23 protein-coding genes and 1 tRNA gene are annotated in these 23,375 nt (G+C 50.1%); 13 read left to right on the plus strand and 11 right to left on the minus strand.

Annotated elements, in window-relative coordinates:
* The first annotated feature begins 1 nt into the window (after nt 1).
* The 3 genes from P8935_RS23980 to P8935_RS23990 all read left to right on the plus strand — a co-directional run bounded on the left by P8935_RS23980 (nt 2) and on the right by P8935_RS23990 (nt 2,869).
* Nucleotides 2-78, plus strand: a tRNA-Pro gene (locus P8935_RS23980).
* 1,030 nt (nt 79-1,108) lie between these two features.
* On the plus strand, nt 1,109-1,408 hold the full coding sequence (locus P8935_RS23985; protein ID WP_348262838.1) for a hypothetical protein: 300 nt from the start codon (nt 1,109-1,111) through the stop codon (nt 1,406-1,408).
* 135 nt (nt 1,409-1,543) lie between these two features.
* Nucleotides 1,544-2,869 (plus strand): hypothetical protein, encoded by a 1,326-nt coding sequence (locus P8935_RS23990; RefSeq protein WP_348262839.1) that lies wholly within the window; start codon nt 1,544-1,546, stop codon nt 2,867-2,869.
* Nucleotides 2,870-2,942: 73 nt separating this feature from the next.
* Here the strand turns inward: P8935_RS23990 and P8935_RS23995 are convergent, their stop codons facing one another.
* Entirely contained in the window at nt 2,943-4,361 is a 1,419-nt protein-coding gene (locus P8935_RS23995) for a DUF4041 domain-containing protein (protein ID WP_348262840.1), read from the minus strand.
* Nucleotides 4,362-4,613: 252 nt separating this feature from the next.
* Between P8935_RS23995 and P8935_RS24000 the strand changes: the two genes are divergently transcribed.
* The gene (locus tag P8935_RS24000) at nt 4,614-5,468 is read left to right on the plus strand and encodes a hypothetical protein (protein WP_348262841.1); all 855 of its coding nucleotides are present in this window, start codon (nt 4,614-4,616) and stop codon (nt 5,466-5,468) included.
* Between the two features lie 706 nt (nt 5,469-6,174).
* On the opposite strand, the gene P8935_RS24005 is transcribed toward P8935_RS24000, so the two are convergent.
* From P8935_RS24005 to P8935_RS24015, 3 genes are all read right to left on the minus strand, one after another.
* Complete coding sequence (locus tag P8935_RS24005; protein ID WP_348262842.1) at nt 6,175-6,501, minus strand: hypothetical protein; 327 nt, start codon at nt 6,499-6,501, stop codon at nt 6,175-6,177.
* A gap of 86 nt (nt 6,502-6,587) precedes the next feature.
* Nucleotides 6,588-7,769: a site-specific integrase gene (locus tag P8935_RS24010; protein ID WP_348262843.1), complete on the minus strand. Its 1,182-nt coding sequence runs from the start codon at nt 7,767-7,769 to the stop codon at nt 6,588-6,590.
* Nucleotides 7,766-8,182: a hypothetical protein gene (locus P8935_RS24015; protein ID WP_348262844.1), complete on the minus strand. Its 417-nt coding sequence runs from the start codon at nt 8,180-8,182 to the stop codon at nt 7,766-7,768. Before P8935_RS24015 ends, P8935_RS24010 begins: the two co-directional genes overlap by 4 nt.
* Before the next feature lie 107 nt (nt 8,183-8,289).
* On the opposite strand from P8935_RS24015, the gene P8935_RS24020 reads away from it, so the two are divergent.
* The 3 genes from P8935_RS24020 to P8935_RS24030 all read left to right on the plus strand — a co-directional run bounded on the left by P8935_RS24020 (nt 8,290) and on the right by P8935_RS24030 (nt 11,438).
* A complete protein-coding gene (locus tag P8935_RS24020) occupies nt 8,290-9,852 on the plus strand; it encodes a DNA methyltransferase (RefSeq protein WP_348262845.1) in 1,563 nt (520 codons plus the stop codon).
* Nucleotides 9,853-9,983: 131 nt separating this feature from the next.
* A complete protein-coding gene (locus P8935_RS24025) occupies nt 9,984-10,328 on the plus strand; it encodes a hypothetical protein (protein WP_348262846.1) in 345 nt (114 codons plus the stop codon).
* Between the two features lie 273 nt (nt 10,329-10,601).
* Complete coding sequence (locus P8935_RS24030; RefSeq protein ID WP_348262847.1) at nt 10,602-11,438, plus strand: hypothetical protein; 837 nt, start codon at nt 10,602-10,604, stop codon at nt 11,436-11,438.
* Nucleotides 11,439-11,449: 11 nt separating this feature from the next.
* Here the strand turns inward: P8935_RS24030 and P8935_RS24035 are convergent, their stop codons facing one another.
* Nucleotides 11,450-11,656: a hypothetical protein gene (locus P8935_RS24035; protein ID WP_348262848.1), complete on the minus strand. Its 207-nt coding sequence runs from the start codon at nt 11,654-11,656 to the stop codon at nt 11,450-11,452.
* A gap of 202 nt (nt 11,657-11,858) precedes the next feature.
* Between P8935_RS24035 and P8935_RS24040 the strand changes: the two genes are divergently transcribed.
* Together P8935_RS24040 and P8935_RS24045 are read left to right on the plus strand one after the other, a co-directional pair.
* Entirely contained in the window at nt 11,859-12,113 is a 255-nt protein-coding gene (locus P8935_RS24040) for a hypothetical protein (RefSeq protein ID WP_348262849.1), read from the plus strand.
* Nucleotides 12,114-12,335: 222 nt separating this feature from the next.
* On the plus strand, nt 12,336-13,796 hold the full coding sequence (locus P8935_RS24045) for an AAA family ATPase (RefSeq protein ID WP_348262850.1): 1,461 nt from the start codon (nt 12,336-12,338) through the stop codon (nt 13,794-13,796).
* 264 nt (nt 13,797-14,060) lie between these two features.
* Here the strand turns inward: P8935_RS24045 and P8935_RS24050 are convergent, their stop codons facing one another.
* Together P8935_RS24050 and P8935_RS24055 are read right to left on the minus strand one after the other, a co-directional pair.
* Nucleotides 14,061-14,930: a tyrosine-type recombinase/integrase gene (locus tag P8935_RS24050; RefSeq protein WP_348262851.1), complete on the minus strand. Its 870-nt coding sequence runs from the start codon at nt 14,928-14,930 to the stop codon at nt 14,061-14,063.
* A gap of 241 nt (nt 14,931-15,171) precedes the next feature.
* Nucleotides 15,172-15,573, minus strand: coding sequence for a hypothetical protein (locus P8935_RS24055; RefSeq protein WP_348262852.1), 402 nt, complete (start codon nt 15,571-15,573; stop codon nt 15,172-15,174).
* 378 nt (nt 15,574-15,951) lie between these two features.
* Between P8935_RS24055 and P8935_RS24060 the strand changes: the two genes are divergently transcribed.
* Nucleotides 15,952-16,572 (plus strand): hypothetical protein, encoded by a 621-nt coding sequence (locus tag P8935_RS24060; RefSeq protein ID WP_348262853.1) that lies wholly within the window; start codon nt 15,952-15,954, stop codon nt 16,570-16,572.
* 118 nt (nt 16,573-16,690) lie between these two features.
* Here the strand turns inward: P8935_RS24060 and P8935_RS24065 are convergent, their stop codons facing one another.
* Entirely contained in the window at nt 16,691-17,656 is a 966-nt protein-coding gene (locus P8935_RS24065) for an ADP-ribosylglycohydrolase family protein (protein WP_348262854.1), read from the minus strand.
* Nucleotides 17,657-17,947: 291 nt separating this feature from the next.
* Between P8935_RS24065 and P8935_RS24070 the strand changes: the two genes are divergently transcribed.
* Nucleotides 17,948-19,438 carry a TM0106 family RecB-like putative nuclease gene (locus tag P8935_RS24070; protein WP_348262855.1) on the plus strand — a complete coding sequence of 497 codons (1,491 nt, stop codon included), beginning with the start codon at nt 17,948-17,950 and terminating at the stop codon, nt 19,436-19,438.
* Between the two features lie 187 nt (nt 19,439-19,625).
* Here P8935_RS24070 and P8935_RS24075 read toward each other — a convergent pair whose 3' ends face one another.
* Together P8935_RS24075 and P8935_RS24080 are read right to left on the minus strand one after the other, a co-directional pair.
* Nucleotides 19,626-19,907, minus strand: a complete 282-nt coding sequence (locus tag P8935_RS24075; protein ID WP_348262856.1) for a hypothetical protein — start codon at nt 19,905-19,907, stop codon at nt 19,626-19,628.
* Between the two features lie 346 nt (nt 19,908-20,253).
* Nucleotides 20,254-20,457 carry a hypothetical protein gene (locus P8935_RS24080; protein WP_348262857.1) on the minus strand — a complete coding sequence of 68 codons (204 nt, stop codon included), beginning with the start codon at nt 20,455-20,457 and terminating at the stop codon, nt 20,254-20,256.
* A 63-nt stretch (nt 20,458-20,520) separates the two neighbouring features.
* Here P8935_RS24080 and P8935_RS24085 point away from each other — a divergent pair, with 63 nt between their 5' ends.
* A complete protein-coding gene (locus P8935_RS24085; RefSeq protein WP_348262858.1) occupies nt 20,521-21,045 on the plus strand; it encodes a YbjN domain-containing protein in 525 nt (174 codons plus the stop codon).
* 43 nt (nt 21,046-21,088) lie between these two features.
* On the opposite strand, the gene P8935_RS24090 is transcribed toward P8935_RS24085, so the two are convergent.
* Nucleotides 21,089-21,970 carry a hypothetical protein gene (locus tag P8935_RS24090; protein WP_348262859.1) on the minus strand — a complete coding sequence of 294 codons (882 nt, stop codon included), beginning with the start codon at nt 21,968-21,970 and terminating at the stop codon, nt 21,089-21,091.
* 258 nt (nt 21,971-22,228) lie between these two features.
* Between P8935_RS24090 and P8935_RS24095 the strand changes: the two genes are divergently transcribed.
* Complete coding sequence (locus tag P8935_RS24095) at nt 22,229-23,281, plus strand: site-specific DNA-methyltransferase (protein WP_348262860.1); 1,053 nt, start codon at nt 22,229-22,231, stop codon at nt 23,279-23,281.
* Nucleotides 23,282-23,375: the final 94 nt, after the last annotated feature.

Genomic DNA, 23,375 nt, shown 5'->3' on the forward strand with positions numbered 1-23,375 from the left:
TCGGGGAGTGGCTCAGCCTGGTAGAGCACCTGGTTCGGGACCAGGGGGTCGGAGGTTCGAATCCTCTCTCCCCGACCATCTAAACAACACACAATAAATTACTTACAAGCACATTTGCAGCGAACCCGTTTCACTAGGTCACCCAAAAAGTCACCCATAAGAAGGGTGACCCAGAATCGTATCTTTCAAAAATCAGTCGAACCTCCTTTCTAAAGACACCCCCTGACAACCAACGCTGAACGGCACTTCGATTCAGGATACCCATCGGTAGGTATTGACTAGACTGGACATCTTTACCAACTTCCTTCCATGCCAATGTAGAGGCAAGCGAAATACAGAACCCCGATGACACTAGGAAGCCCTCTCACCTCCACATTCATTGCACGAATTCAATCCGATAAGGAATTTCCAGCTGCACAGAATGATTCTGGGATCTGCGTGTCTGCAACCCAACCTTTGGCACAAGGGTGCGCCTCCCCAATTCGAGATCAGCCCATCATTCTGTATGACGAGCCTCCTCACCACTGGCCAGCATATTGATTTTGTTTGGAAGAAGCGCGGACCTGAGTTTCGGTTACCGCTCTGAATTCCGCGGGTGAAGGGCGCACTTGCAGATGAAAGAAGCTGCTACAATCGGCGAAGGTCCTCTGTTGCTAGGAGGTTATTGCCTTGAATGTTTTGACGGTAGTTTTGCAAGTGATCAATCTCGTAACCGCCCTCGCCCGTCTCTGCTCTTGGATCAAGGAGCTTATAGAAAAAAATATCAAGGTTCTGGTATCGCCATATCAGACGACGGTCGTATATAGCTGATTTTAAGTACATTGCGTGACGTCCGATGAAAAATCCAGCCGATACAGGTTCTGACCCTGAATACAAAAAGCGCGCGCATCTACACGTGCTCCGAATTCAGAACGACGAAGAAGAACAAGCCGAGGTTCGCAGGGCGGGACGAAAAGCCGGCAAATTGACACATACCCTCAGGCAGAATCTGCGCAAGTGTAATCCGTTACAGCTCAAAGCAGCGAAAAAGGAATGTGATCGGTTGATCGTGTTCCATAAATGTCCTCCCAGTCCCTCAGACTGTCGCAAGGGATTTACCGAGGATGTCTTGGTTTCGATCCCGGTGAAGGATAAGAGGTATCAGCTCGAAATCCGACGCGCCATCAAGCGAAACGCGAAGACAATGAACATGACAATCTACTTCAATGGCCCCTATCTCTACTCCTATTCCCGGGACGGGCAGTACATCAAGGGGGATTACATCGGCAAGAAAGAGGACTGGAGAAGGAAGAAAGTGCCCCGCAAGGTCCAAGCGGCGGCACTTCCATTTACCACCGAGAGCGTTGTGAGGGAGCGCGTCCATAAGATTGAATCTGAATACAGTTCTGGAGAGCGGACGCTAGGCTGATCCGGCAGTGGCTAGTATCGACCTTCACAGCGAACGCATTTTGCTGTTCAGCCGAAAAATCACCTATAAGAACGCGACCAAGTTACACTGTTGTTCAAATCCAATTCCCTTCTCGGGCCAACCGTGATTACAGATTTGAACGAACTCATACTGCTCTGCCGCTCTGAATCCGCCCGTTCATACATTTCCGAAGCTGTTAGTTGCTACAACGGGAGAGCATATCGCTCGGCGATCATTGCAACATGGATCGCGGTTCTATTCGACTTCATTCACAAACTACGCGAACTTGAGATGGCGGGTGATAACGCGGCTCGCCAGAAGCTCGCCACCTTCGATGCCGCAAGAAATACAAGCGATTTGAGGGCATCGCTTGAGTTCGAACGGAACCTTGTGGATTCCGCCCGAGATGATTTTCAGTTCATTTCTCCGATCGAAGCAATCGACATCCAGCGTCTGTTCGATGATCGGAATAGGTGTGCACACTCTTCAATGGTTTCCCCTGATGAGCCGTATATGCCCTCAGCTGAATTGGCGCGCACGCATATTTACTCGGCGGTCACAATTTTGCTACAACATCCTCCAGCCCAAGGGAGATCGGCTCTTGACCGCATCTGGGCCGATATCGGTTCAGAGTTCTTCCCTAAAGATACAGAGGAGGCGCTCAGATTTCTCAGAGACGGCCCTCTTGGAAGAGCACGCAAACCTGTCGTTCGGGACGTGATAATCGGGTTAACAAAGGACGTTCTCAAGGAGCGAAGGAAGCAGGCCGAGAGGGCGCGCCAGATTGCTGCATTGAGGGCAGTTTTCCTCCTATATCCGCAGGATGCACGAGATGTCATCGCTGAAAAATTGTCACCTATTTTCGATGCTGTCTCGGATCAGAACTTTGATCTGGCAATTCGATACATCTCCAACGTCCAGCAGGCGTGGGAACACATCGGTATACCAGCCCAATTGAAGGCAGTCAATTACGTCCAAAACGGTCCGACTGAAACGTCTTACAGGTACCTGCCGCATGCTTTGGACGTACATGCACTCCGTGAATTGGCCTTATCGCGAATACAAGAAGTGGATGATGATACATTTGCAAAACTAATCAAGGCGAGGCCCGCGTCAGCTTTTATCCCACGAGCAATACTCCTCTGGTCAGAGTCACGTGGATGGCGGACCGCGGAGGCCAGACTCGAGCAACTCATTATTCCTCTATCCTCATTGTTTTCGAGCGCTGAGATTAACAAAATTGCAGAGGCCTTCTCTGCCAATGATCAAATAACTTACGCATCTGGTACCACAGACGGCCTGTTGGAAGTTCTCCAAGGTATGCAAAATCCAGATAGCGCCAAGGTCGAGTGGAAAAAGATATACGATGTTCTAAATACCCACAATTACTATGCGGACGGTCGAGGTTCCGATCTGCGGGAAGCGTTAGAAACCCGATTCGGTTTCAGCGGTCCAAGTTGACGTTGAGGAATCACAACTCGGACGCTCTTGTGTTTTCCTCGCTCCAATTTGACGCCGGAAGAGGCATTCAACCCTAGTCATCTTCAACCACAGCAAACAGCTGTTCAGGGAATGCATCCGCCTTCGCTTTTGGTGCCTCACCATCTAGCTTCGCCTTTAGGCGCATGGCCTCGCTCTCTCTGTATTGCTTTGCTTCTGGTGTATCTACAAACTCAACATCAAGTCCTTGAGACCGCGCAAACTGAGATATCTCATCGAGCGTCACTCTAAAGTATTCCTTGCGCGGATTAACGAGATTCAGACGACGATCGGCGAACTTCGTGTGAAGTGCCGTTTCGAGGCCCGGAGCATCGTTGGAGAAGATCATTGCATGTATGTCAAAGCCGAACGGAACGGCAGCACCACTCAATTCCTGAATACGGTCATCTGGCTCCAATCTTCGCGTCATGCCAACCTTGAATACATTCTCACCAAATGAGCCAACGTTCGAAATGACGTAGACATGACCCATTCTCGTGAGTTGCGACATCGAAACCGCTCGATCTTGCTTCGACTGCGCATCGGCCATTCGCTTCTCAAGGACCTGAATCTCGATCTGAATTGCTTCGAGGTGTTCGCCAGTTGCGGTTTGAAGTGCTTCATGGGCAGCAGCAATGGCTTTCTCGGCCTTTGCCTTCTCAATCGCCGCCTCTCGTTGAGCCCGCTCGAAGTCCTTTTGAGCGCGTTCTTCTTCGCGCATTCTTTCTCGGTCCTCGCGAGCTTTTTCTTTCTCTTCCTGCTTCTTCATTTCATACTCGTGCGTAAGCCGAAGCTCAGCAAGGCACAATTTGAGATAGGGATCAGAAAGCCGGGTTTTAACGACCTCTCCAAGCAAATTCATCGCGTCGAATGATTTTTGAATTCTCTCGATCATTCGTGTGGCATTGTTCCAGCTGACTCTTGCAACTGCGGCATCGCATTCGCCATTGAAGGCTCTCAACATAATTTTAACTTGCTTCTTAATCATTCGCTTCCCTTCAGCGAGATTGTTATTCACAGTCCAACCTGATGGGTAGATTGCCGCCTTATCGTTCTTAATGCATTCTTTTTTCTGCTCGTAGACCTTCTGCAGTTCATCCTTGTATTTCTCTGAGGTTTCGAAAGAGTATTCAGGCCTATATAGACCGAACGACATGTCGTCCGAGGTCGACTGGAGAAGAGATACTTCTAGCTGAAGCCGGTCGTACGTCTCTTTAGCCTTGTTGTAGGCAACGGTGAGGTCGGCAGCCTTGGCTTTAGCTTTACTGACTGCCACGACAGCGGCACCTTTAGCATCTTCGATTTCTCTCGCGCTGCTTGCCTTGATTTCTTCAGTGTGCTGTCTAACGCGTTCTGCTTCTTCTTCCAACGATAGTACGGGCCTGAAACGATTGACGATGGCTCGATATTTCAATCCGAAGAAGATTGCAGCTGAAGCCGAACATACGGCAACACAAATGAGCAAGACTTGCATGGAATTGCCTTTCAAACTTGTCTTTATAAGTGCCTTAATTCTATTCCGATATGTCTCCCCGCGCAGATACGAGCGGAACTAGGGTAATGAAGTGCACCTCTTCAAAGCCAGTTCGACGTTGCTGAACGCCATCCTCGAAATCCTTCGCTTATTGAAAAGGCAATTGACTCACTGCTCTCGTGTGTTCTGCATCACCATGCGACCACAAGGTTGCATTGACGGGAATGGACCTAGTGCCTAACTATTTCTTTCATGGAAAGAACATTCTTAAAAATCGCTCGCTACGCTCTTGTTGTTGTCATTGCACTTGCGCTTTTGGTTACGGTTCTCTCGGCAGCATATGGAGGCATGCAATTTTGGCCAGCTAGCCAGTCGCGCGATACAAAGATTTCGATTGCCCTTAAGGACGTAATGCCACACAAAGAAGCCGAGGCTAGGTCCTCCGCTGCATCGCCAAATCGATCAGAGATCGGAGCCGACGCGGCGGTCAGCGGGAAATGCTTATCCATATCGTCGGGACTGAACAGACTCTCGGCGCAGATTGGCTGGGACACGAAGGAACAACAAGCTTACAACCCAGACACATTGGCTGTTGATACCAAGACTGTCGTCGAGTACGGGTCCACGCTGAACACCCAGAAATTCTGTTCATTTACTGGAAAATTCATTAAAGAACAAAACGAAAAACTCGCTCCGTACATCAAGGGAATCAATTTGACGGATAGTTATTACGATTCGCTTCAGGCCGTGCTCACTGAGACGTTACAGAATGCAGATAGTGTCCGTTCGCTACCAACGGGCGATCCAAACAAGTACTATTTCGTGTCCTTCATTACCGCCTTCAACGACAAGTACGCGAAGTCCATTGATGACTTGAGGGATGCAGCAATTCAACGAGAGTCCGATTACGCCGCTGCGAAAGTCAAGGGCGCTGCGTTTCTTTATATTGCAGGGTCGGCGTTCGCGTTTTTCTTTGCGTGTTGCCTGATCTTGGTTTTCATACGAATAGAGGTCAACACAAGAGAGTTGGTGGAAGCTGTCCGAGCATCGCAGGGTCAACTGACATCAATTCCATTGAGCGCACCTGATGAAACAGTATCCGTTTAAAACTCTGTCCTCCTTCCGCACGCCCAAGCGTCTCAAAGCTTGGGCGGCCTCACTTTCACTTGCCACCTTGCCGCAAACCGTAGCGGCATACTCTCCAATATGGTTCTTGGCATCCACCGCTGTAATCGTTTCAGCAATCGCTGGCGAAATGGGTACGGGCAGCAGCGCCATCAAGGTGCTTAAAACGTGAAACTGTTTCATTTGTTCCCTCGTGCAATCGGATCAGAACAGGTCGATATCTGAATAGCTGAAGCCTTTTTCGCTCAGGGCTTGCAGTCTCTCTGCATACCGCGCTTCTCCCGCTTCTAGTGTAGGATGAATCTCAGTTTCGGGCTCATCCCACACTACTTGTCCACACTCTTCATGCCATTGGGCATGGGCTTCACGCAAGATGACTGACCGTCCCCCTCTCGTCTGAATCATCCAAACGCAATTCATAGAACTCCTGATCGCGCATTGGGGCCTTTGAATCATCAGTTCTGGCGAGGATTTCCTGCGTATCAAGAATGATGCGGCACGGGAACCGAAAGCACAAATCCCGAGAATTGGGCTGAAGTAGCCAAGATGGGTTTGCTGTCAGCAAACAACTTGCGATTGATGCAACACTTTTAGCAAACTTGATTTCATGCTTCCAACGCACTTCATGGCTAACCGTTGCTGGCACGATACCAGCAGGTTAAGCGGCTCTGGACAGCCGCTGCCATGCTTATCTATTGATTGTTGTTAGATTCGACGCGATTGTGTTGGTCTGACGCTCAAGCTCATCAAGGTCGTCCTTGTCAGCATTGATGATGCTCAGGTTTCCCGTGATGGTGTTGGAGGTCTCATACAACGCATCAAGGTCGTTGCAGTCGTTGTTAATCACCTGAAAGTTGCCAACGATGGCGTTAGTAGTTTGGAACAAGTCATCGATGTCAGTTTCGCTTTCCTCGATGGCCTTCAGGTTGACGACAATGCGGTCAGTGAGTTCAGCAAACTTCTCTGCATCTGCGAGGGATGTGATGCCATACTGCTCCGGTACAAAGCGCTTCATATTATTCTCCTCTGTGGGTTGTGGGGCGTCAACCGCCCGGTAAGTTGATTTGGGGATTCTTCCCCGTCCTATGAGCTTTTTCGGGTTCATTTCCCCCAAATCAAATTCGATATCCCTTCTACTGCGGCGGCCCTCTGTTCCCACCATGTTCCCGTGTAGATGTTTTGTGTCACGTCCACAGTCGAATGCCCCATGTTGTCACGGGTCACTTCAGGGCTTGCACCAGTTCTCATTGAAAGGCTGGAATGCAAGCGCCTCAGGTCATGGAACGTGCAGTGTGGAAGATTTAGCTTTTCCAGAGTTGGCTTCAGATGACGTTTGAGCAGGTTGCGCCTGTTGAGGGGTGCGCCATTGCCAGCGCAGAAAACTAAGTCATTTGGCTTGCGGTACTTCGTATTCTTCCAAGCTGCTTCCAAGCACTTCTTTATGGCGGCATTCAATGGAATTTCACGGTCACCCGCATCGGTCTTAGTATCGTCGAACTCCCCTTCATAGAAGCGCTCTTGAATCTGAATACGGTCTGGCAAAATCCGTTTCCACCTCAACGCTGCAACTTCTCCGAAGCGAAGTGAGCCGTTAATCATGAGGGTGGCAATTGCATTCGTTGGAGAAGGCAGAGCTTCCAGCACCTTCCGAATATCAGCCGGGGTCATTAGGCTGCGCTGCCGCCTTATCAATCGAGGCAGACGAACCCCAACCACAGGATTTTCCTTAAGCAGCCCCCAGCGCTTGCCTTCGTTGAGAACAACCCGAAAGCAGCCGTGCAGATTACGAATGGTCTTTGGTGCAAGGTTCGTTTGTGCATTGACGAAATCCTGCACGGCAACACGCCTGATCCGATTCAGCCTTGTGTCGCCAAATTTGGGTATCAGATAGGTGTCCAAATAGAAGTCATAGTTCATGCGGGTCGAATTCTTCAGATGGCAAGAAATCTTCTCCCTGTACATCTTTGCCAGCGACGAGAACGTATCGCCATCGTTGGAGCAGAGCTGTGGTGAATTGTTCCGTTCATTCACCTGTTCCATGAACTCATCGGCACGCTTCTGGGCTTCCCTTTTGGTGGGAACGTACTTTTTCGACCATTTCTTGCCGCGCTTCGTGCGGGGCGTGGTTGTGTAGTCCCAGTAATCAATCCTCCACTTGTCCCCGAAATCCTTGACCGTCACGTCTTGATATCTTTCCCTCACCAAAACCCTCCGTGGCTTAACGTCCGGACAGATACCAGTAAGGTCGAGATATTTCAAGCTGCTTGCCATCGGTGCGTTCATGAATTCTGCTCCCCGATGGCACGCAAGAACGACCGCAATTGGCCGCAACGGCAACGGACGTAACGCCCGATGTTGAACAGTGGCAAAACAGCTTTGTGCTGGTATACCCAACTGGCGGGGACACGGAGGAGGAATGCAATCTCCGGTGGCGTGAGGATGAAATCGCACGAGCCGTCACCGGTGCACTCGTGCTGAATCAGAATCGATGCGTCTTTCGACATGGAAGCCCTATCAAACCAGCCCGTATTCTCCAGCCCGAGCCAGGCCGACGTTCGGGGCTTCCGATGGGCGTGATTCCGTACCGTTTCAAAGGTCGAACGAGGGCCGGAGCAATTTTGGATGGGATTGATATGAAGGCTGAAGAACAGAATCTGCGATTGGCTCATGGATAGGTAGTTCGCTGTCTCTTTCATGTTCAAAAGGCGGTTTTCCATCCCCAGCTATGCGTGAAAAGCAATTTCTCCTCTCAATTCTGTAAACCTGCTTGCGGAAAAGTTGCCAAAGGTAGAAACTTGGGAGCATGAGCAGCCCCGCAATCAAGCAAAACAGCATTCCTGCGCCTCATGAGTGCGGTGCTGTCGTCATTCCCTTCCCTGTGCTGAGAGGAGAAACAGCTATTCGCGCAGAAGGGAGCATGAAGGACTTCGTCCTGTTCCCCGTCGACCAGATCAAAGGGCTGCCAACAAACGCCAAGCCCAGCCCGTTTTCGCCCTACTCCTCCATTCTTCGGTCAATCGAACAATATGGAGCATGGAGTGCCGTCCTGATCCACAAAGACACTCACGCCCTGATTGCAGGGCGGTCGATTGTTCTCGCCTACCGTGAGTTAGCCAAAAAAGACCCTGAAAAATGGAAGTCCATACTAGTCAAGTTGATGCCTTGCAAGCCCGGGTCTCCTGAGGCTGAATTCCTTGCCAACGACACCGACCTGCAGCACAAGCGGCACAACAAATTTGAGGAAAATCAAATCCTTTGGCGGCAGCATCAGTTGTGGGAGCAGCTCCACCCGGAGACAGCTCAAGGCAAAGGAAGGTCGAAGGCACAAAAGGAAATCTTTTCCTTTTGTCGACAGGAAGCCGCGTGGCAAGATTGTGACGTTCGCACCATCGCAATCAAGGTTGAATGCGCGGCAAAGCTCAATCCTGAGGTGCGGGATGAGATACGAGGGCTCCATGATGCCGAACCGTTGGACCCCAACGATGGTGGCGAGACGTTGGAATTCGTCCAGAGCCGGGCGAGCAAGTTCGAAACGACCCAGACCGAGCAACGTGAACTGATAAAGGTTCCGCTCGAACAGCAGCCAGCTATTTGGAATCTCTATCTGCATCCCTCAGAAGCCAAAACCACCCACATGGCAATTAACAATATTAAAGACGCTGTCAAAGTCTTCAATATGGACGCCCAAATCGGGAAATACGGTGAGCTACCAAACCGCCTATTCCCTATCATATGTGCTGATTTCGCCAGCCCAGAAGGCCTCGCCTGTATTGAAGAGGATTCGGTGCAACTCTTTTTGATGGATATCCCGTATAACGAGTTGAATCTTATCCCCAGCATATTCGATACATGTTTCCCAAAGCTGGATAAGGAGCGCGGCCAGATAGCCATCATGTATGGCAATCATCGTCTGGCCTTTTATACTATCGTGGGTCCCTCGGTTGAGAAATACGGTCTCATATCCCGTGACGAAATTCAGATTATCAACCCTCCCGGGTCGGCATCGAGTGCAGCAAACCCAGAGAAAATGATTCGCTGTGATAAACCGGTTGCTGTGTTTTCTGTTAATCGTGCCTACTTCCCCTGCAACGACGTCATCATGTCGGCTGGCCCTGAAAAAGACCTTGATCAGTGGCAGCAACCCGTACCGGATTTCGAGGAGTTGATCCAACGTCTATCTGACCCGAACGACCTCGTTGTCGACCCGTTCGCCGGGACTGGAACCACCTTGATTGCGGGTTTGAAGACAGGACGCCGGGTATGGGGATGTGACAAAGACCTAATGATGACTGAGAAAACCAAGACGCATTTTGTTGAGTGTGGGTTAGTCAGCCCAACAGCAAAGGAAGCTGAATTGACGAGTTAATAACCGTTCCAAGGCAACATTCAAGGCGAAGGCTCCTCGGATTTCGAGGAGCTTTTTATTTTCCGTGAATGAATTGAGAGAGCATTTCGCGGTTCACGCATATTAGGTGAGTCGGCAACTCCGACCAAGGAATGAAAATGATTTACAAATACGATCCGAAGACACCTGACGCTATCTATAAAGCCATTGAGGACGCAGTCAGAGAAGCTATTGAAAAGGCAAACACGATTTTAGACCCGAGGATATTCCAGTTTGTTGGGCTTGAATGCAGCAAAACCATCCAAGTTAGAAAAAGCGATCCATGTGGTGAGGCAATATTCCCGGCGAGGGCGTATGTAACGGAGTTGTGTGTGGATGGCACGAAGGATATCCACACGATGGACGTTTTTGTCATGGCTCAAAAGATCTATAAAAACACGTTTGAATTATCCGTGTCTTGCACTGCAATCAATTCGCACTATAGTGTTCCCGATTAAAACAGACGCTTTAAGGGAACCCAATCACCACGTGATGACAAGAAATGCCCGGATCTAAAATAGCGACCCGGGTATATTCCTTTGTCGCTCCGAATACGGAGCACCTAAAGAAAGGGAATTTATGACTAACTTAATCGCATTCAACGCTACACAAGAAGAACTGGAATCGCTCACTAGGATTCATACACACCTTTACTACAACGCTGAAATGAGAGTCCTTCACATGGCTCATACGTCGGACCTCACGATCAGACAGTTCATTGGGGGTACAGAGTGAACGCAACGAAAGCTGATTTCATCGTTTCCGATATGCCTGAAGGATCATGCAAAGGAATCTCCCCGGCACCACAAACGCCGGGGAGCGACACGGATGAAGAATCACTGATGGCGAGTGCCCTCCTTCTCTGGAGCGAGCACGATACGTGCGTGGCTAGGCTCGCTCCAATCCTATATATGCTTTGCAAGAAGCTGAAGGCGCAAGGCAAGAAGGGCAAAGGATTCAGAGCGTGGCTGGTAGAAAACAACAAGAATCCAACTACCGCCTATCGGTGGATAAGAGAGTACACGGAAGAGAAAGGCATCGCACTCCCTAATGTTCATAAGGCGAAAGCAAAGCATACTTCGTGCCACTTGGCACAAAGTTCCGATACAGCGAATGCAAAGGCCACTGTCGGTTCCAGTGTCGCCAATCCGGCTTGGCACATATCGCAAATGAACGAATCAGAGCAGATCGCACTCTTAGACATTGGCTCGTTCGCGGAAACATTGAGCAAGGCTAAAGAACTGATTGAAAAGCTAGCCAAGGAGTTCCAATCGGCTTCGCAATCCTACGACCCACAAACACAAGAACTCGCAGTCTACGGTGACCAGAACTATCAATGGACTCCTCCCAACAATTCCGCAGAAATCGCAAGGGCACAGGCGTACATGGTTGCACTCACAACAACCTTGAGCGCGCTTAACCGTGAGGCGAAACAGGCTCGCGCACTTGTGGCCATGTTCAAGAAATATATCGAGAAACTGAATAACAACAACCAGCAGGAGTTCTTCCAAGTGGTACCGAAGAAAGTGCCGCTACCTGTGAACGAGCTCCAGCTGGAGGTTGCGTGAAATCGCCTAGCCTACTCCACTTCCAACATCTCACGAACGGTGTATCGCCCAGCATCGTCACGGCGAGTGACAACGAAGCCTTCCGGTGGGCAATCGCGTTCAATGCGAGCCGTCCGCTCATATTCACGGGCTAGTTCCGATGCTTCGTCCTTCGAATCCACCGCACCGATGATTTGATACATGTCGTCACATTCAACCACCAAGATTCCGTAGTTCATCGCCTTCCTCCGATGGCAATGAGTGCGCATCTGCTCAAGCACGCCCTCATCTTCCAGCGAATTACTTTTCCTTTCCGGGTATATTCCTAGAGCACTAAAGAAGGACGCACAACAATAACAGGACGCAGAACAAAGTAGACGACACATAACAGTTACTGCTAAGAAAACGCAACAATAACCAATATCAAAGGATAAATAGCAAATGAATATTACAGAAACAGGCAAGCAGTTTGTTAAAGGCAACGATTTTAGATGCGCCGTCGCGACCATTGCGACTTTGGCAGACGACGACACTTTTTTCGACACCATTAGGGTTTATACGGCTCTGAGTCTATGTATGGCTCCAGATCGAAGCGTATCCACGGAGGATGACGCTATAGCTGCATTTATCGACACGCATCCAAAGGAAATTGCAGATGCGGCGGCCCCGGCGTTACGTGCAATTGTGGGACGATAAGGGGCGATTATGAGCAGATCAGACTCGCCATTCAAAGAAGCAGACTTTACCAGAACTGGTATCGTCTGCTTCGGAAAGTTCAAAGGGCTGCATATTTCAGCATTACCACTGGAGTTCTACAAATATCTGGTTGTCCATTATCGGTTCAACCTTGCAGTTCTTACAAATCAAAGAACGAATAATAAGAAGTAATGCGAGCTACGGCTCGACAGGAGTGCCACGATGGCCATATTAACGCTTCAAGAACAACAAGATATTAAAGCTGCAAAAGAACATCTACAAAATGCAGCTCTTTCAGCTAACGAAATTCTTCAGATTTCAATTCACATGCCAGACGCCTTCGACAATTATGAAGAAGGCATGAAGAACTGCCTTGAACATGGCAAGGAAGCCATTTTTCAAGCCTCACAGTTCCTCTATAAATCGTATGGGAAACCAGCTACAAAAGCTGCACTCAAAAAGGAAGTCACCCATTTCGTAAAGAAGGGTCAAGAAGAAGCCGTCGACCTACTCATCGACAAGGTTTATGACCTTCCTATAACCGATTTGAATTATTCGGTTGCGAACCTGAAGCGGTTTATCAGCTTTCAGCGTGCAAGGAACGCTTACAACAAGATTGCTGATGATTTTTTAAAGGCATACAAGAACCAAGATGAAACAGCCTTGCTTAAGATTCCATCAAATCTAGCTGAATACATGAAGGTTCCCGTATCCAGACAGGGTGTTCTCACTTGCTTGGATGATGTAGTCGAACAGCATGTGGAATGGTTATGGAACCCATATATTCCACTTGGGAAGATAACAATGTTGGAAGGTGACCCCAGTTGTGGAAAGACCTTCTTGTCGCTGGCACTTTGTAAGCAGGTGACTAATGGTGAAAAGATGAACGGGCAATCGGTTCCACCTGAAAACGTGCTGTACTTGACGGCTGAAGACGGAATGGCAGATACCATTAAGCCTCGGTTCGTAGGTTTGGGTGGTAATCCCAAGTTCTTCTACGGTGGTGCGGAACTACCTGACGGCTCCCTGATGTCAATGTCTGATACAGACGTGTTGGAAAGCATGATTAGGGAAAAACTGCCCAAGCTTATCGTCATCGACCCGTTGAGCGCATTCTTAGGTTCAAAGGTCGATATGCATAGGGCTAATGAAGTCCGCCCGGTGATGGCTGGCTTGGGAAGGTTGGCTGAAAAGTATAACCTTGCTGTAATCGTAATCCGGCATTTGAACAAAGGAACAGGTAAGGCTAGCTATCGTGGTCAAGGTTCCATTGATTTCACTGCCCTCGCTCGTTCCGTGCTGGCCGTAGGTGCTGACCCAAACAATCCAGAATTACGCGCCTTCATCCAAACCAAGTGTTCGCTTGCCATGAAGGGGTGTGCTCAGGGATTCAAGATTATTACCAACTCCTTCAACCAGCCTGAACTGATATTCACAGGGGACAGTGAGCTAACGGTAGATGATTTGTTGGCTGAACCAGCTGAAACCACTAAAGCCGACGATGCCGTTCATTTCCTTGAAACGGTGTTGAAGGATGGACCGTTGGCACCAAAGGAAATCAAGAAACAAGCGAAAGACGCCGGACTTGGTGAAAACACATTGCAATCTGCCAAACGTAAGCTTGGTATCAGAGTTAGCTGCGTGGACAAGAAGAAAGGTGAATGGGTGTGGAGACTGTCCTGATAGTTGAACTCATTGCTTGGGACGGAAGGGAAAGTTGAAGGAATAGAAAGGTGAGTGCGAACAACCTGCTCAACGCAACCCCCACCTAGTAAGTACATATATATATATCAATTACCTTATTCTTAGGAGTTGCGAAGACGGGTTGCGCTTCGCAACTCCCTTCGCAGTGTCGCATCCCCTATCGCAACCACTAATGTTTCCCTATCGCCTTCAATAGTGTGGATTTGCTTGGCGGGGGGGTGCGAGATGTTGTTATTCGCACCGTTAACGCATGTCCGTGGTTGGCATGGCAATTAGTTGGACCGCCTTAATCTTGGCCTGTTCTCCTCTTCTGTCGTATATCCCTGTGGTTGATATATTCTTGTGTCCGGCCAAACGCTGCACCGTAAATAAATCAACGCCGGAATCGAGCAAATTTGTGATGAAGGTGCGCCTCAGGTCGTGGCAGCTAAATGTTCCAATCTCGGCTTCTGCTGCACGTTTTTTCACGACTAGAGCTAGTCCCTGTGGCGTGAACCGGCCCGTTGCCAATGCACCACCTTTATTGATAGGCGAAAACATCGGTCCATCCCCTTCCCCGCGAACATTTAGCCAAGCATCGAGTAAAACTTGGACCTGTTCCAGTGCATAGCCCAATCTAGGTTTGTTTCCCTTCCCATGCACTGCGATAATTCCTTGCACTGGGTTGTAATCACTCGTATCAAGAGATATGACTTCCGCCCGCCTCAGTCCCAAGCCGTAAAGCAATCCGACGATAGCGCCATCTCGAATCCCAGCGGGTGAAGTATCCCGATGGCATGCATCGAATACCTTCTGCAATTCTTCATTGCCGAGCGCCCGTCCGGATGGTTCGGATTCGCCATGAACAGAAGCTAAATCGGTGGCTTTGGCCAAATCGTCATATGGCATCAGTCCCATTCGCCAGCATTCCTTCAATACTCCACGTAGGGCAGCAAGTAGTCGTTTGGCCGTGTTGGGTGCATATCGTTTCACAAGCCAATTTCGGACTGCAGATGTGTCTTGATATCGAAGAGTAGCCCAGTCGGTTTCATCGGCATCGAAAACACCCTCTGATAGAAACCCTGCAATGGCATTCAGGGCTTGCCGTTGCCCCCGACGTGAACCTTCAGCCAATCTGGCTAGGTAAGCCTCAACTGGATTCGGTTGGGGCCGTGTCACTGCCCCCGGTGCCCCTGAATGGGTGGGAACTAAGAATGGTGTAGCCATGAATCCCCCTTAGAAATAGCTTTCCAGAATGTGCTTTCGCGTCAGTTATGCATAAAATGCCCGAATCGCCCTCAAACTTCACCTCTCAGGACAATAGAAAGCCCCGAGAACGGTTGCGTCTCGGGGCTTCGACTAAGATTTGCAATTTTCAGGCTTCGGTTGGTTGAACGGGCTTGCCTGCCTCCGGCGTGACAACGGTCACCTTGGTTGCCTTCTTAACCGATGCCTTTGGCTTCTGAACCTTGGATTTGGTCGTCGGCTTCTTTGCCTGCTTGGTTGCCGTGGGCTTCGGCTTGAGTTCCTTTTCCGTATGGGGCTTAGAACGCCGTTTGAATCGAACCAATTTGCCATCTATTTTGATGCCCTTGTTCATTGCAACCGAACACTTGGCACGAACACTTTTCGTGGGGTCGTCGCCGGCGGGGTTGTAATGAGCATCGAGCGATTTTGAGATTTCCTCGTACGAACAACCTCTGTCCCACATGGTTTTCAATTTCGTCCAGTTGAACGGCACCCGCTTCACACTTTCCTTTGTTGCTGTCTTCCCCATTGCTCTCCTTTTGCTGGTATCCCAGCCGAACTTAGCAATGAGTGCGTGACAATCGGATGCCGCCCTCAATGGACACCTAACTAGCGAAGTTCACCCTGATGAACAATCTACTTTGACAAAGGTGCGAGCGATGCTTGCATTTGAGAGGTTCACGTCTCATGTACGCCTCGGATTCATGCATCACGATGGCAATGCTGGTTGGCAATTAAGGTATTAGCCATTGCTCCGGTGATGGTCGTCACCGTAAACGTGCTTGCCGCGAAGCAGAATCGCCCTTTCCACGAAAAACAGAGATGCAACATGCTCTGCAGCGCACCTGTGTGAGAGAACGGACAGTGTTGTTCGTTCGAAATTCATTTCGAGGAGCGAAACAGCCGAATGGACCATAGAAGAAAGCCGACCAAAACCTGCCCGTATTGTGCTGAGACCGTATTGAAGGCTGCACTAAAGTGCAAACACTGCGGGGAGTTTTTTGACGACTCTGGTGGATTTAGCGCTGCCTCCATACGCCGTTCCAGTCCTATCACTCCTCAGAGCGATGGCAAGAGTATTGATTCCTTCGCGGACGGCCTTGAGCAGGTTATCTTGTTTGAAAACCGTCGAACCGGTCAACGCAGAGAAGCTCCCGTTGGATTCTCTTTTACTAACCTATTTTTCGGATTCTTCGTTCCTTTATTCCGAGGTGATTTGAAATGGGCGGTGATTCAGTTCTTCGCCGCTCTGTTCACCGCGGGGCTTTGTTGGCTGGTGTTTCCTTTTATCTATAACGGCCTATATATTAATGACCTCGAGGCCAGCGGGTTTAGGCGAGTAGAGCCACCCAAACTAACCAGAGAGGATGGTGCCGAGCCCGAAGAATCTGTATTCCCGTGCCCAGTTTGCGGGAAGAACAACACAGCGCTCGCTGATGTCATGGACACCACCGCCACATGGCAATGTGCTGATTGCAGCCATCAATGGACGCTGCCCCTTGAACCGACAGTATATTTTAGCGGTTGAAAGCGCTAGCAGGTCACCGAGTGCCGGGGTATCGATTGCATGGGCATCACTAATAGTAGGCATGGAGAACACGCCGCAGTAAGATGACACCTCAAATCGATGTTGAACCAAACCTTCATCAATCGACACCGTCCGCGTCCCCGCCAGCCACCAAGCACCGAGCGATTTTGAGTACATCCACAGGCCAGAAACATTCCGGGCGCGGGTGTCGGACGTTAGCCTGACCGAACTTTGGCCGACAATTCAAAACCTTCTCAACCCACTGGGCAGGGACAGAATGCATACCGTGGACAGCCCCGAGCAGCGCTCCAGCAATCGCTGCGTTCGTATCCGTATCACCGCCGCACATCACCGTATCCACGACACCTTCCTCCAATGATTTGGCGTGAAGTAGTTGGTACAAGGCATTCTGGAAAGCGATGAGAACCCATCCCTGTTGATGAACGTAATCGGCAGGTCTATGGTCCTCCGCATCGAGTATTGCCCTCATCAATGGCTTCTCGACCTTCATGGTTACTGCCCACTCCTTGATGTCTTCATATATCTGCTGTTCACTCGTCCATTGGCCGACCGCCTCCGCAATAGCCATAGCGAATAGCGAATTCGTTTGAAGACAGATTGGATGTGGATGAGTCAACGCAGCATCTTGCCGCGCGAACTCAGAAGTTTTCTCCTGATCCAAGTTGCAACAGAAGACGCCTAAAGGGCTAATGCGCATCAAGGCACCATTCGCTTGACTGTCGTGATTCGGATGGCCTCGTAATCCAGCTGCCACAGTGCTACCGCAATCAAACGGGGCTGAATTCAGCCACAGCAGGTATGCCCTTCGAGCCTCGTCCACGTCGTAGCGTCTGAACTTCACCAGCATTCTGGCCAAAGCTAAAGCCATCTCAGAATCATCGGTCGGCTGTCCCGCAACCGTCTCCCACGTTCCTCCATCTGCCAACTCCCGAACTCCGTCTGGGTATTTCCGTGCAATTTCTTCCGGCGATTGAAACTCCACGAGGCTCCCGAGGGAATCTCCAGCAAGCTGACCGAGTAAACAGGCTTGTGCACGCGAAAGCGTATGGGGATTAATGAACATGTTTGAAGCCTCCTACCAACTGCCCTTCCCATGGCAGTTGCGCTGATGGGCATTTGGCTCCTCAATGGCGTGTTGCTCAATATATGCCTCGGCAGAAAGACAACTCCATTTTGACAAAAGCTCAGCGACCCTTCCGCTCACAGAGAGCCTTTTGACCCACCCTTGACCATGGGGTCTCAAAATCTCGCCAATTTTTGAAACTTTGACCCCCTGTTTTCGAGATCACATACAGCGCCAAACGCATTGGTAGACAATGCCTGCGACAACCGTGCTGGCACTCGGGAGGGTTCAATGCGAATAGTCGCGTCAGATTTGATGTCGTTGTATCTGCCAAGCCCATGTTCAGGTCGCGTGATTCATAGGTTTCGAGGCGAGGAAGAAGCAGAACCAACTGAATTTGATAGGGTGCTACGAGAACTCGGTCGCCGTCACGAGCAGGAGCATTTGCAGAGCCTCGGTGCCGTTGTGGACCTGAGCCGAGTGCCCAAAGAAGAACGATTCGGCAAAACGCTAGAGGCAATTGCCGCACGAGTCGCTGTTATCTACCAACCTGCCTTTCGCCTGATGACATCCATCGACGGCATCGAATGTGAGCTAGTTGGTTACCCTGACTTCCTGATTCTGAACGACGACGAATACATCATTCGAGATTCCAAGATGGCTCGTCGTATCGATGATGAGCATCACCCTGAAATCGTTCTTCAAGTTGGTCTGTATGGATATCTATTCGAACAAGCCTGCGGCAGAATACCGAAAGCAATTCAGGTGCATAGTGGGACGAACGCCATTGTCGACGTTCCATATGACGGTGGGGTAAACGCAATGGCGGAGTTGCGGCGAATAATCGCGTTGAGAGCAACCGAGGGCGAGTTCTATGAACCTGTTGGCTGGAGCAAGTGCAGTGCCTGTGGCTTCAAGGAGAAGTGTTGGGAAACCGCCAAACAAATCGATGACGTAGCCATACTGCCCGACGTAGACCAGAGTCTCGCAATTGCCCTCCATGGAATCGGCGTAACTTCGATTAGCCAGCTCTTGCAATCTTTCGATATCACTTCATTGAGTGAATTCAAGCGTCCGGTCGGCAAGCGGATACAAAAGGTCGGAAAGAAAGCCGAGAGAATTCTCCTGTTCGCTGAATCGATGAAAACAAAGCAAGAACTGGTGCTGGCAATACCCGCGATACCATCTTTCCCAAATTATGTGATGTTCGACTTGGAAGGAATGCCGCCATACCTAGATGAAACCGACAAAATTTATCTGTGGGGAATGAGGGTGTTTGGGTCGACAGGAGGAGAATTCATGCCAGCGGTTGCCGGTTTCGGACCAGACGGTGATAGAGATGGCTGGCTTGAGTTCCTGCGAAATGCCGATAGCATCTTCCAAGCCTGTGGTGACGACATTCCATTTGTTCACTGGGCATCATACGAGAAAACCCACATCAGCCAATACAGCGATAGATACGGCGACCCTAATGGCGTTGCCGCGCACGTGAAAGCCAATCTTCTCGACCTGCTGACAATCGCCCACAAGTCTATAGTGCTTCCCTTACCGAGTTTCAGCCTGAAAGTGATTGAGAAGCACATCGGTTACCAGAGAACCCAAGAAGAATACGGTGGGACGTGGTCAATTGCCCAGTTCATCCTTGCCACGGAGACAAGAGACGAACAGTTACGGGCACAAATCATGGATCAGATTCTGAAATACAACGACGAAGACCTAGAGGCGACATGGGCAGTATTTGAGTGGCTGCGTGGCAAGAATCCATCGATTCCGAGCGCATAGACCGCATCCTGCGAAAGGTTCCGGGATAGGCGGATATAAATTACTCTCCGAGAGATAGGGAATAGGTGATATAGCCATATCCGTCAATGCGTTACCTCTTCAAGACGTTAAAAGCATTGGGAGTGGTCTGGCAATGAGGGATGCAGTTTCCCATCACTGAAGGAAATGGCGCATTGGTATGTCGGAACTATACCTTTTCGAAGACGTACTTGGCCCAAAGCTTAAATTCTGCCGACCACTCCTTTACCTTCGCCTTTGGCATGCGCTGTTCAAGAACAATTGGGACCTCGAAAAAATAGCGTCCGGCCTCGCCCTTCGGACCCCTGATGACGCGCTCTCGGCCATATCTGGCGACATATATTAGATACCCCCGCTTGGCATGGAGCACACTCTTCGCGTGGAGCAGCTTATTACGTTCCTTCTCAGCAGCTTGCACCCTCATGATTCTGCTTTCCTTAAGTTCAATCACAACCCATGGAACTCGACGCCTAAACACAACTAAATCTGGGTAAGTGCGACAATCTCGAAGAAAAGGCTTATTCAACACACGGAATTTACCTGCGGATTCCTCATGCCCTTCTAGATATGTCTTGATTTTGCGCCATGCGAATGACTGGAGGTCTGCCTCGCAGAAGATTTGGTGCATCCTAAACGCTCGTGCGATGGAGACAACAAACGGTCCCCGCATGAATTGGTGGAATTCTTTGATACTGAGTTTGTCCACGTCGCACCTTGTCTTTGGGCTGCGAGCCAGTATAGTCCCTATTTCAAGAAAGAGTAGGCAGCAGCGATATGCCACTGCCTACTCCCAATCCCTACTTCTTTTGCTTTCCAAGATTCAAAAGCAATCCCGGCATTGGTGTTCGACTTAAAAGCTTTCCACGAGCGTCAACCGTCCCAATGTTGCTGACATTGCCTAGAGGCTGACCGCTCTTGTCGTAAACGTGCCTCTTTCCATCAGGCAGGGTTTGCACGGAACCGAGTGGTCGTCCAAAGCTATCCCAAACAATTTTTGGCATGAATTTCTCCTTGTCAACGAGTGCGTCATTTGCCGAATCCTTCCTCGTGAGAGACAAAACGGCTTGGAACGCACCAATGCGTCGGAGGAATTTGCCGTGGAACTTTTGAAACGAATTCAGGAGCTACTGTTAACGAAGGACGTCACTTCCGAGATTGATAAGGATGGCGACCTGATATTTATTGCAATGTGTGCCCCCGTCATTGCTCGAATCGTTGTCTCTGCAACCAAATCGGCACTGATCGTTCGGGCCTACATTCCACTGGTTGTGCCTGCACATCGCCGCCAGACGATGTTTGAATGCTTAGGTCGTGCAAACTGGCAACTTCGATTCGCCCGGTTTGAAATGGACCCAGAAGACGGGGAACTTAGATGCCGGGCCGATATGCCCATCCATGACGCGGTGCCATCCGAACGTCAACTAGTCTCCATAATTTACTCCGTTTGGAACGTCACAGAAGGTTATGCACCGGCACTTGTGGAAGTGATGATGGGGCAGGTGGAACCGGCTGTTGCAATCGCGCGGGTCGAGCAAAAGCAAAGCGACCCGGTCCGAATAGCGCAGGAAACAGATTTGTCGGTGAACTAAGGCTCCATGTTCGCAGAAGCAAGTCAGAGGACTTCTATATTGGTCATTCCTTCAATCCGTCGAACAATGTAGGGGAGAGCGACTTCGACAATCCCTCCTTCTTGGCTTGTGCTTTCTTTTCTGCCTTTTCTGCCCGTTCTCGATCTCTTAAGATTTTCTTTTCGGCCTCTCGCTTATCTCGCAATTCCTTCATCAAATCTCGGTATTTAGTCTGCGCCGACGCTACATCGAACACGGTCCTCTTCTCTTTTCCGAGAAACCAACCTATGCACACGGAGAGGTTATCGGTCCAGACATCGTCAGGAACGCCGCTGACTGGTTGAAGTACCTTGATCTGCTTTTCTTCACCAGCCTTCGCCCTCGGGAGGAGCCAGTTGCCCACTGTGTACATGAACTTCGACCAGTCCGCTGTTGAGGGGTGCATGCTCACCGCCAAGATGTCAAATTCTCCGAATCGGTATGGACGAGTTTTTCCCTCACCATCTTCTCCGTTCCGGGTCTTCTGCACTTCCACGATGAAGAAGTCATCGGGATAGCACCGTAGGGAATTCGATGCTAATAATGGAATGCCCTTCTCCATCCTCTGTAACTTCACCTGAATTGTGACGGCGAGATTCGCCACTGTGGTGGATTCGAGTTTGAAATCGTAGGGGCGTTCACCAACAACAGGAACTTGCTTCCATCCGACAAGCGAAGCCACCACTCTGGACTCAAACGCAGCTTCCGCTATCAAACCGCGAAGTCCTCGCTGTGAAATATCTTCTGACCTCGCGATCGCGTCGAGAATGAGTTCCCACTGAGTATTCCATTTCGATTCCAATGGGTGAGCTAGAAGCCTCTTACGGAGATAGCGAGCAACTTCCTGAGCCTCGCTGTCCGAGAGAGTTTCTAGGACGCGCAGAACTTCATCAACTTTTTGAGTCATGCTTCCCCGGTCTGCCCGGTGATTCCGACTTGAATTTGCGCACTTCGATGAGCCGCAGAAAAACGCGACCACCAACATTCAGGACCTGAAAACGTCCCTTCTTCACCAGCCGCGCGATTGCTTGGCGAGAAACGCCCCTGATCCGCGCAGCCTCAGCCTGTGTGATCCATTCAGAACCTTTTAGTTCGGCTGGAGAATAGGTTGACAATGACAACCCATTTCGGCTATCGTCTTCTTCAGTCATACTGAAATATATCCATGCCTCGAAAGCTGCCGAACTACCCGAACACGATGCAAGATACTCCCCTTGCTGTTCCCAATAAAATCGCAGACGAAGAACCACCGCTTGTCGTCCGCGAGGACCACCCACGGCACCTTCTCGTTCGTGAACCAGCATACGTTACGCCGCTGGGCGCAGCTTACGCAGCAGACTCCCTCGATGTACTTCGAGGTCTACCCACTGGAAGCGTGAACCTGGTAGTGACTTCGCCGCCGTATGCTCTGCACTTTAAGAAAGCATACGGCAACGTAGCGAAAGACAGCTACATCAATTGGTTCCTGCCGTTTGCAAGAGAGATTCTTCGTGTCTTGGCGGAAGATGGTAGCTTTGTCCTGAACATCGGCGGGAGCTATAACAAGGGAACGCCAACGCGATCCATATATCACTACAAGCTGTTGATCGCTTTGGTCGAAGAGGTCGGATTCCATCTCTCACAAGAATGCTTCTGGTACAACCCTGCCAAGATGCCGGTGCCTGCAGAGTGGGTGACTGTTAGACGAATTCGAATTAAGGATTCCGTCGAGTACGTTTGGTGGTTGTCAAAAACCGCTTGGCCAAAAGCTTCAAATCTAAAGGTTCTCAAAGAATACAGCGAGGACATGCTTCGCCTAAATCGCAATGGAGTACGCGAAACTGTCAGACCGTCTGGACACGTCATTCGCCAAAGTTGGGACAAAGTTCATGCGGGCGGAGCCATCCCGGCAAACATCGTAGAAGAACAGCTGAACGAGGCAGACTCGCTGCTAAAGTTTGGGAACAACTCTGCAAATGACGAGTACACGATGATGTGTAAGAAAGCCGGCTTGAATATCCACCCGGCAAGATTTCCTGCGGCTCTTCCCTCTTTTTTCATTAGGCTCCTAACCGATGCCAACGACCTCGTCTTCGACCCCTTCGCCGGATCAAATACTGCTGGCGCTGTCTCGGAAGAGTTGGGTAGGCGGTGGATTGCGTCGGAACAGCTCGATGAATACGTGCAGGCCAGTAAGTTCCGTTTCAGAGCCGCAATCGAGCAGCCCACGCTGTTCTGACTCCGTCTGATTGCGAAGGATCGGGATTTATTCTCATCGAGAAATCCAGTCAGAACCAATATCGGCATCGCTAGGAAAACGACACGAGCCAATT

Origin of the sequence: Telmatobacter sp. DSM 110680 (assembly GCF_039994875.1) — a bacterium.
Classification (GTDB): domain Bacteria; phylum Acidobacteriota; class Terriglobia; order Terriglobales; family Acidobacteriaceae; genus Telmatobacter.

Coding starts and splice junctions, on each gene's coding strand:
- P8935_RS23995 (WP_348262840.1), bottom strand. CDS start 4,361: ATGCAAGTCTTGCTCATTTGTGTTGCCGTATGTTCGGCTTCAGCTGCA.
- P8935_RS24000 (WP_348262841.1), top strand. CDS start 4,614: ATGGAAAGAACATTCTTAAAAATCGCTCGCTACGCTCTTGTTGTTGTC.
- P8935_RS24005 (WP_348262842.1), bottom strand. CDS start 6,501: ATGAAGCGCTTTGTACCGGAGCAGTATGGCATCACATCCCTCGCAGAT.
- P8935_RS24010 (WP_348262843.1), bottom strand. CDS start 7,769: ATGAACGCACCGATGGCAAGCAGCTTGAAATATCTCGACCTTACTGGT.
- P8935_RS24015 (WP_348262844.1), bottom strand. CDS start 8,182: ATGAAAGAGACAGCGAACTACCTATCCATGAGCCAATCGCAGATTCTG.
- P8935_RS24020 (WP_348262845.1), top strand. CDS start 8,290: ATGAGCAGCCCCGCAATCAAGCAAAACAGCATTCCTGCGCCTCATGAG.
- P8935_RS24025 (WP_348262846.1), top strand. CDS start 9,984: ATGAAAATGATTTACAAATACGATCCGAAGACACCTGACGCTATCTAT.
- P8935_RS24035 (WP_348262848.1), bottom strand. CDS start 11,656: ATGAACTACGGAATCTTGGTGGTTGAATGTGACGACATGTATCAAATC.
- P8935_RS24040 (WP_348262849.1), top strand. CDS start 11,859: ATGAATATTACAGAAACAGGCAAGCAGTTTGTTAAAGGCAACGATTTT.
- P8935_RS24045 (WP_348262850.1), top strand. CDS start 12,336: ATGGCCATATTAACGCTTCAAGAACAACAAGATATTAAAGCTGCAAAA.
- P8935_RS24055 (WP_348262852.1), bottom strand. CDS start 15,573: ATGGGGAAGACAGCAACAAAGGAAAGTGTGAAGCGGGTGCCGTTCAAC.
- P8935_RS24060 (WP_348262853.1), top strand. CDS start 15,952: ATGGACCATAGAAGAAAGCCGACCAAAACCTGCCCGTATTGTGCTGAG.
- P8935_RS24065 (WP_348262854.1), bottom strand. CDS start 17,656: ATGTTCATTAATCCCCATACGCTTTCGCGTGCACAAGCCTGTTTACTC.
- P8935_RS24070 (WP_348262855.1), top strand. CDS start 17,948: ATGCGAATAGTCGCGTCAGATTTGATGTCGTTGTATCTGCCAAGCCCA.
- P8935_RS24080 (WP_348262857.1), bottom strand. CDS start 20,457: ATGCCAAAAATTGTTTGGGATAGCTTTGGACGACCACTCGGTTCCGTG.
- P8935_RS24090 (WP_348262859.1), bottom strand. CDS start 21,970: ATGACTCAAAAAGTTGATGAAGTTCTGCGCGTCCTAGAAACTCTCTCG.
- P8935_RS24095 (WP_348262860.1), top strand. CDS start 22,229: ATGCCTCGAAAGCTGCCGAACTACCCGAACACGATGCAAGATACTCCC.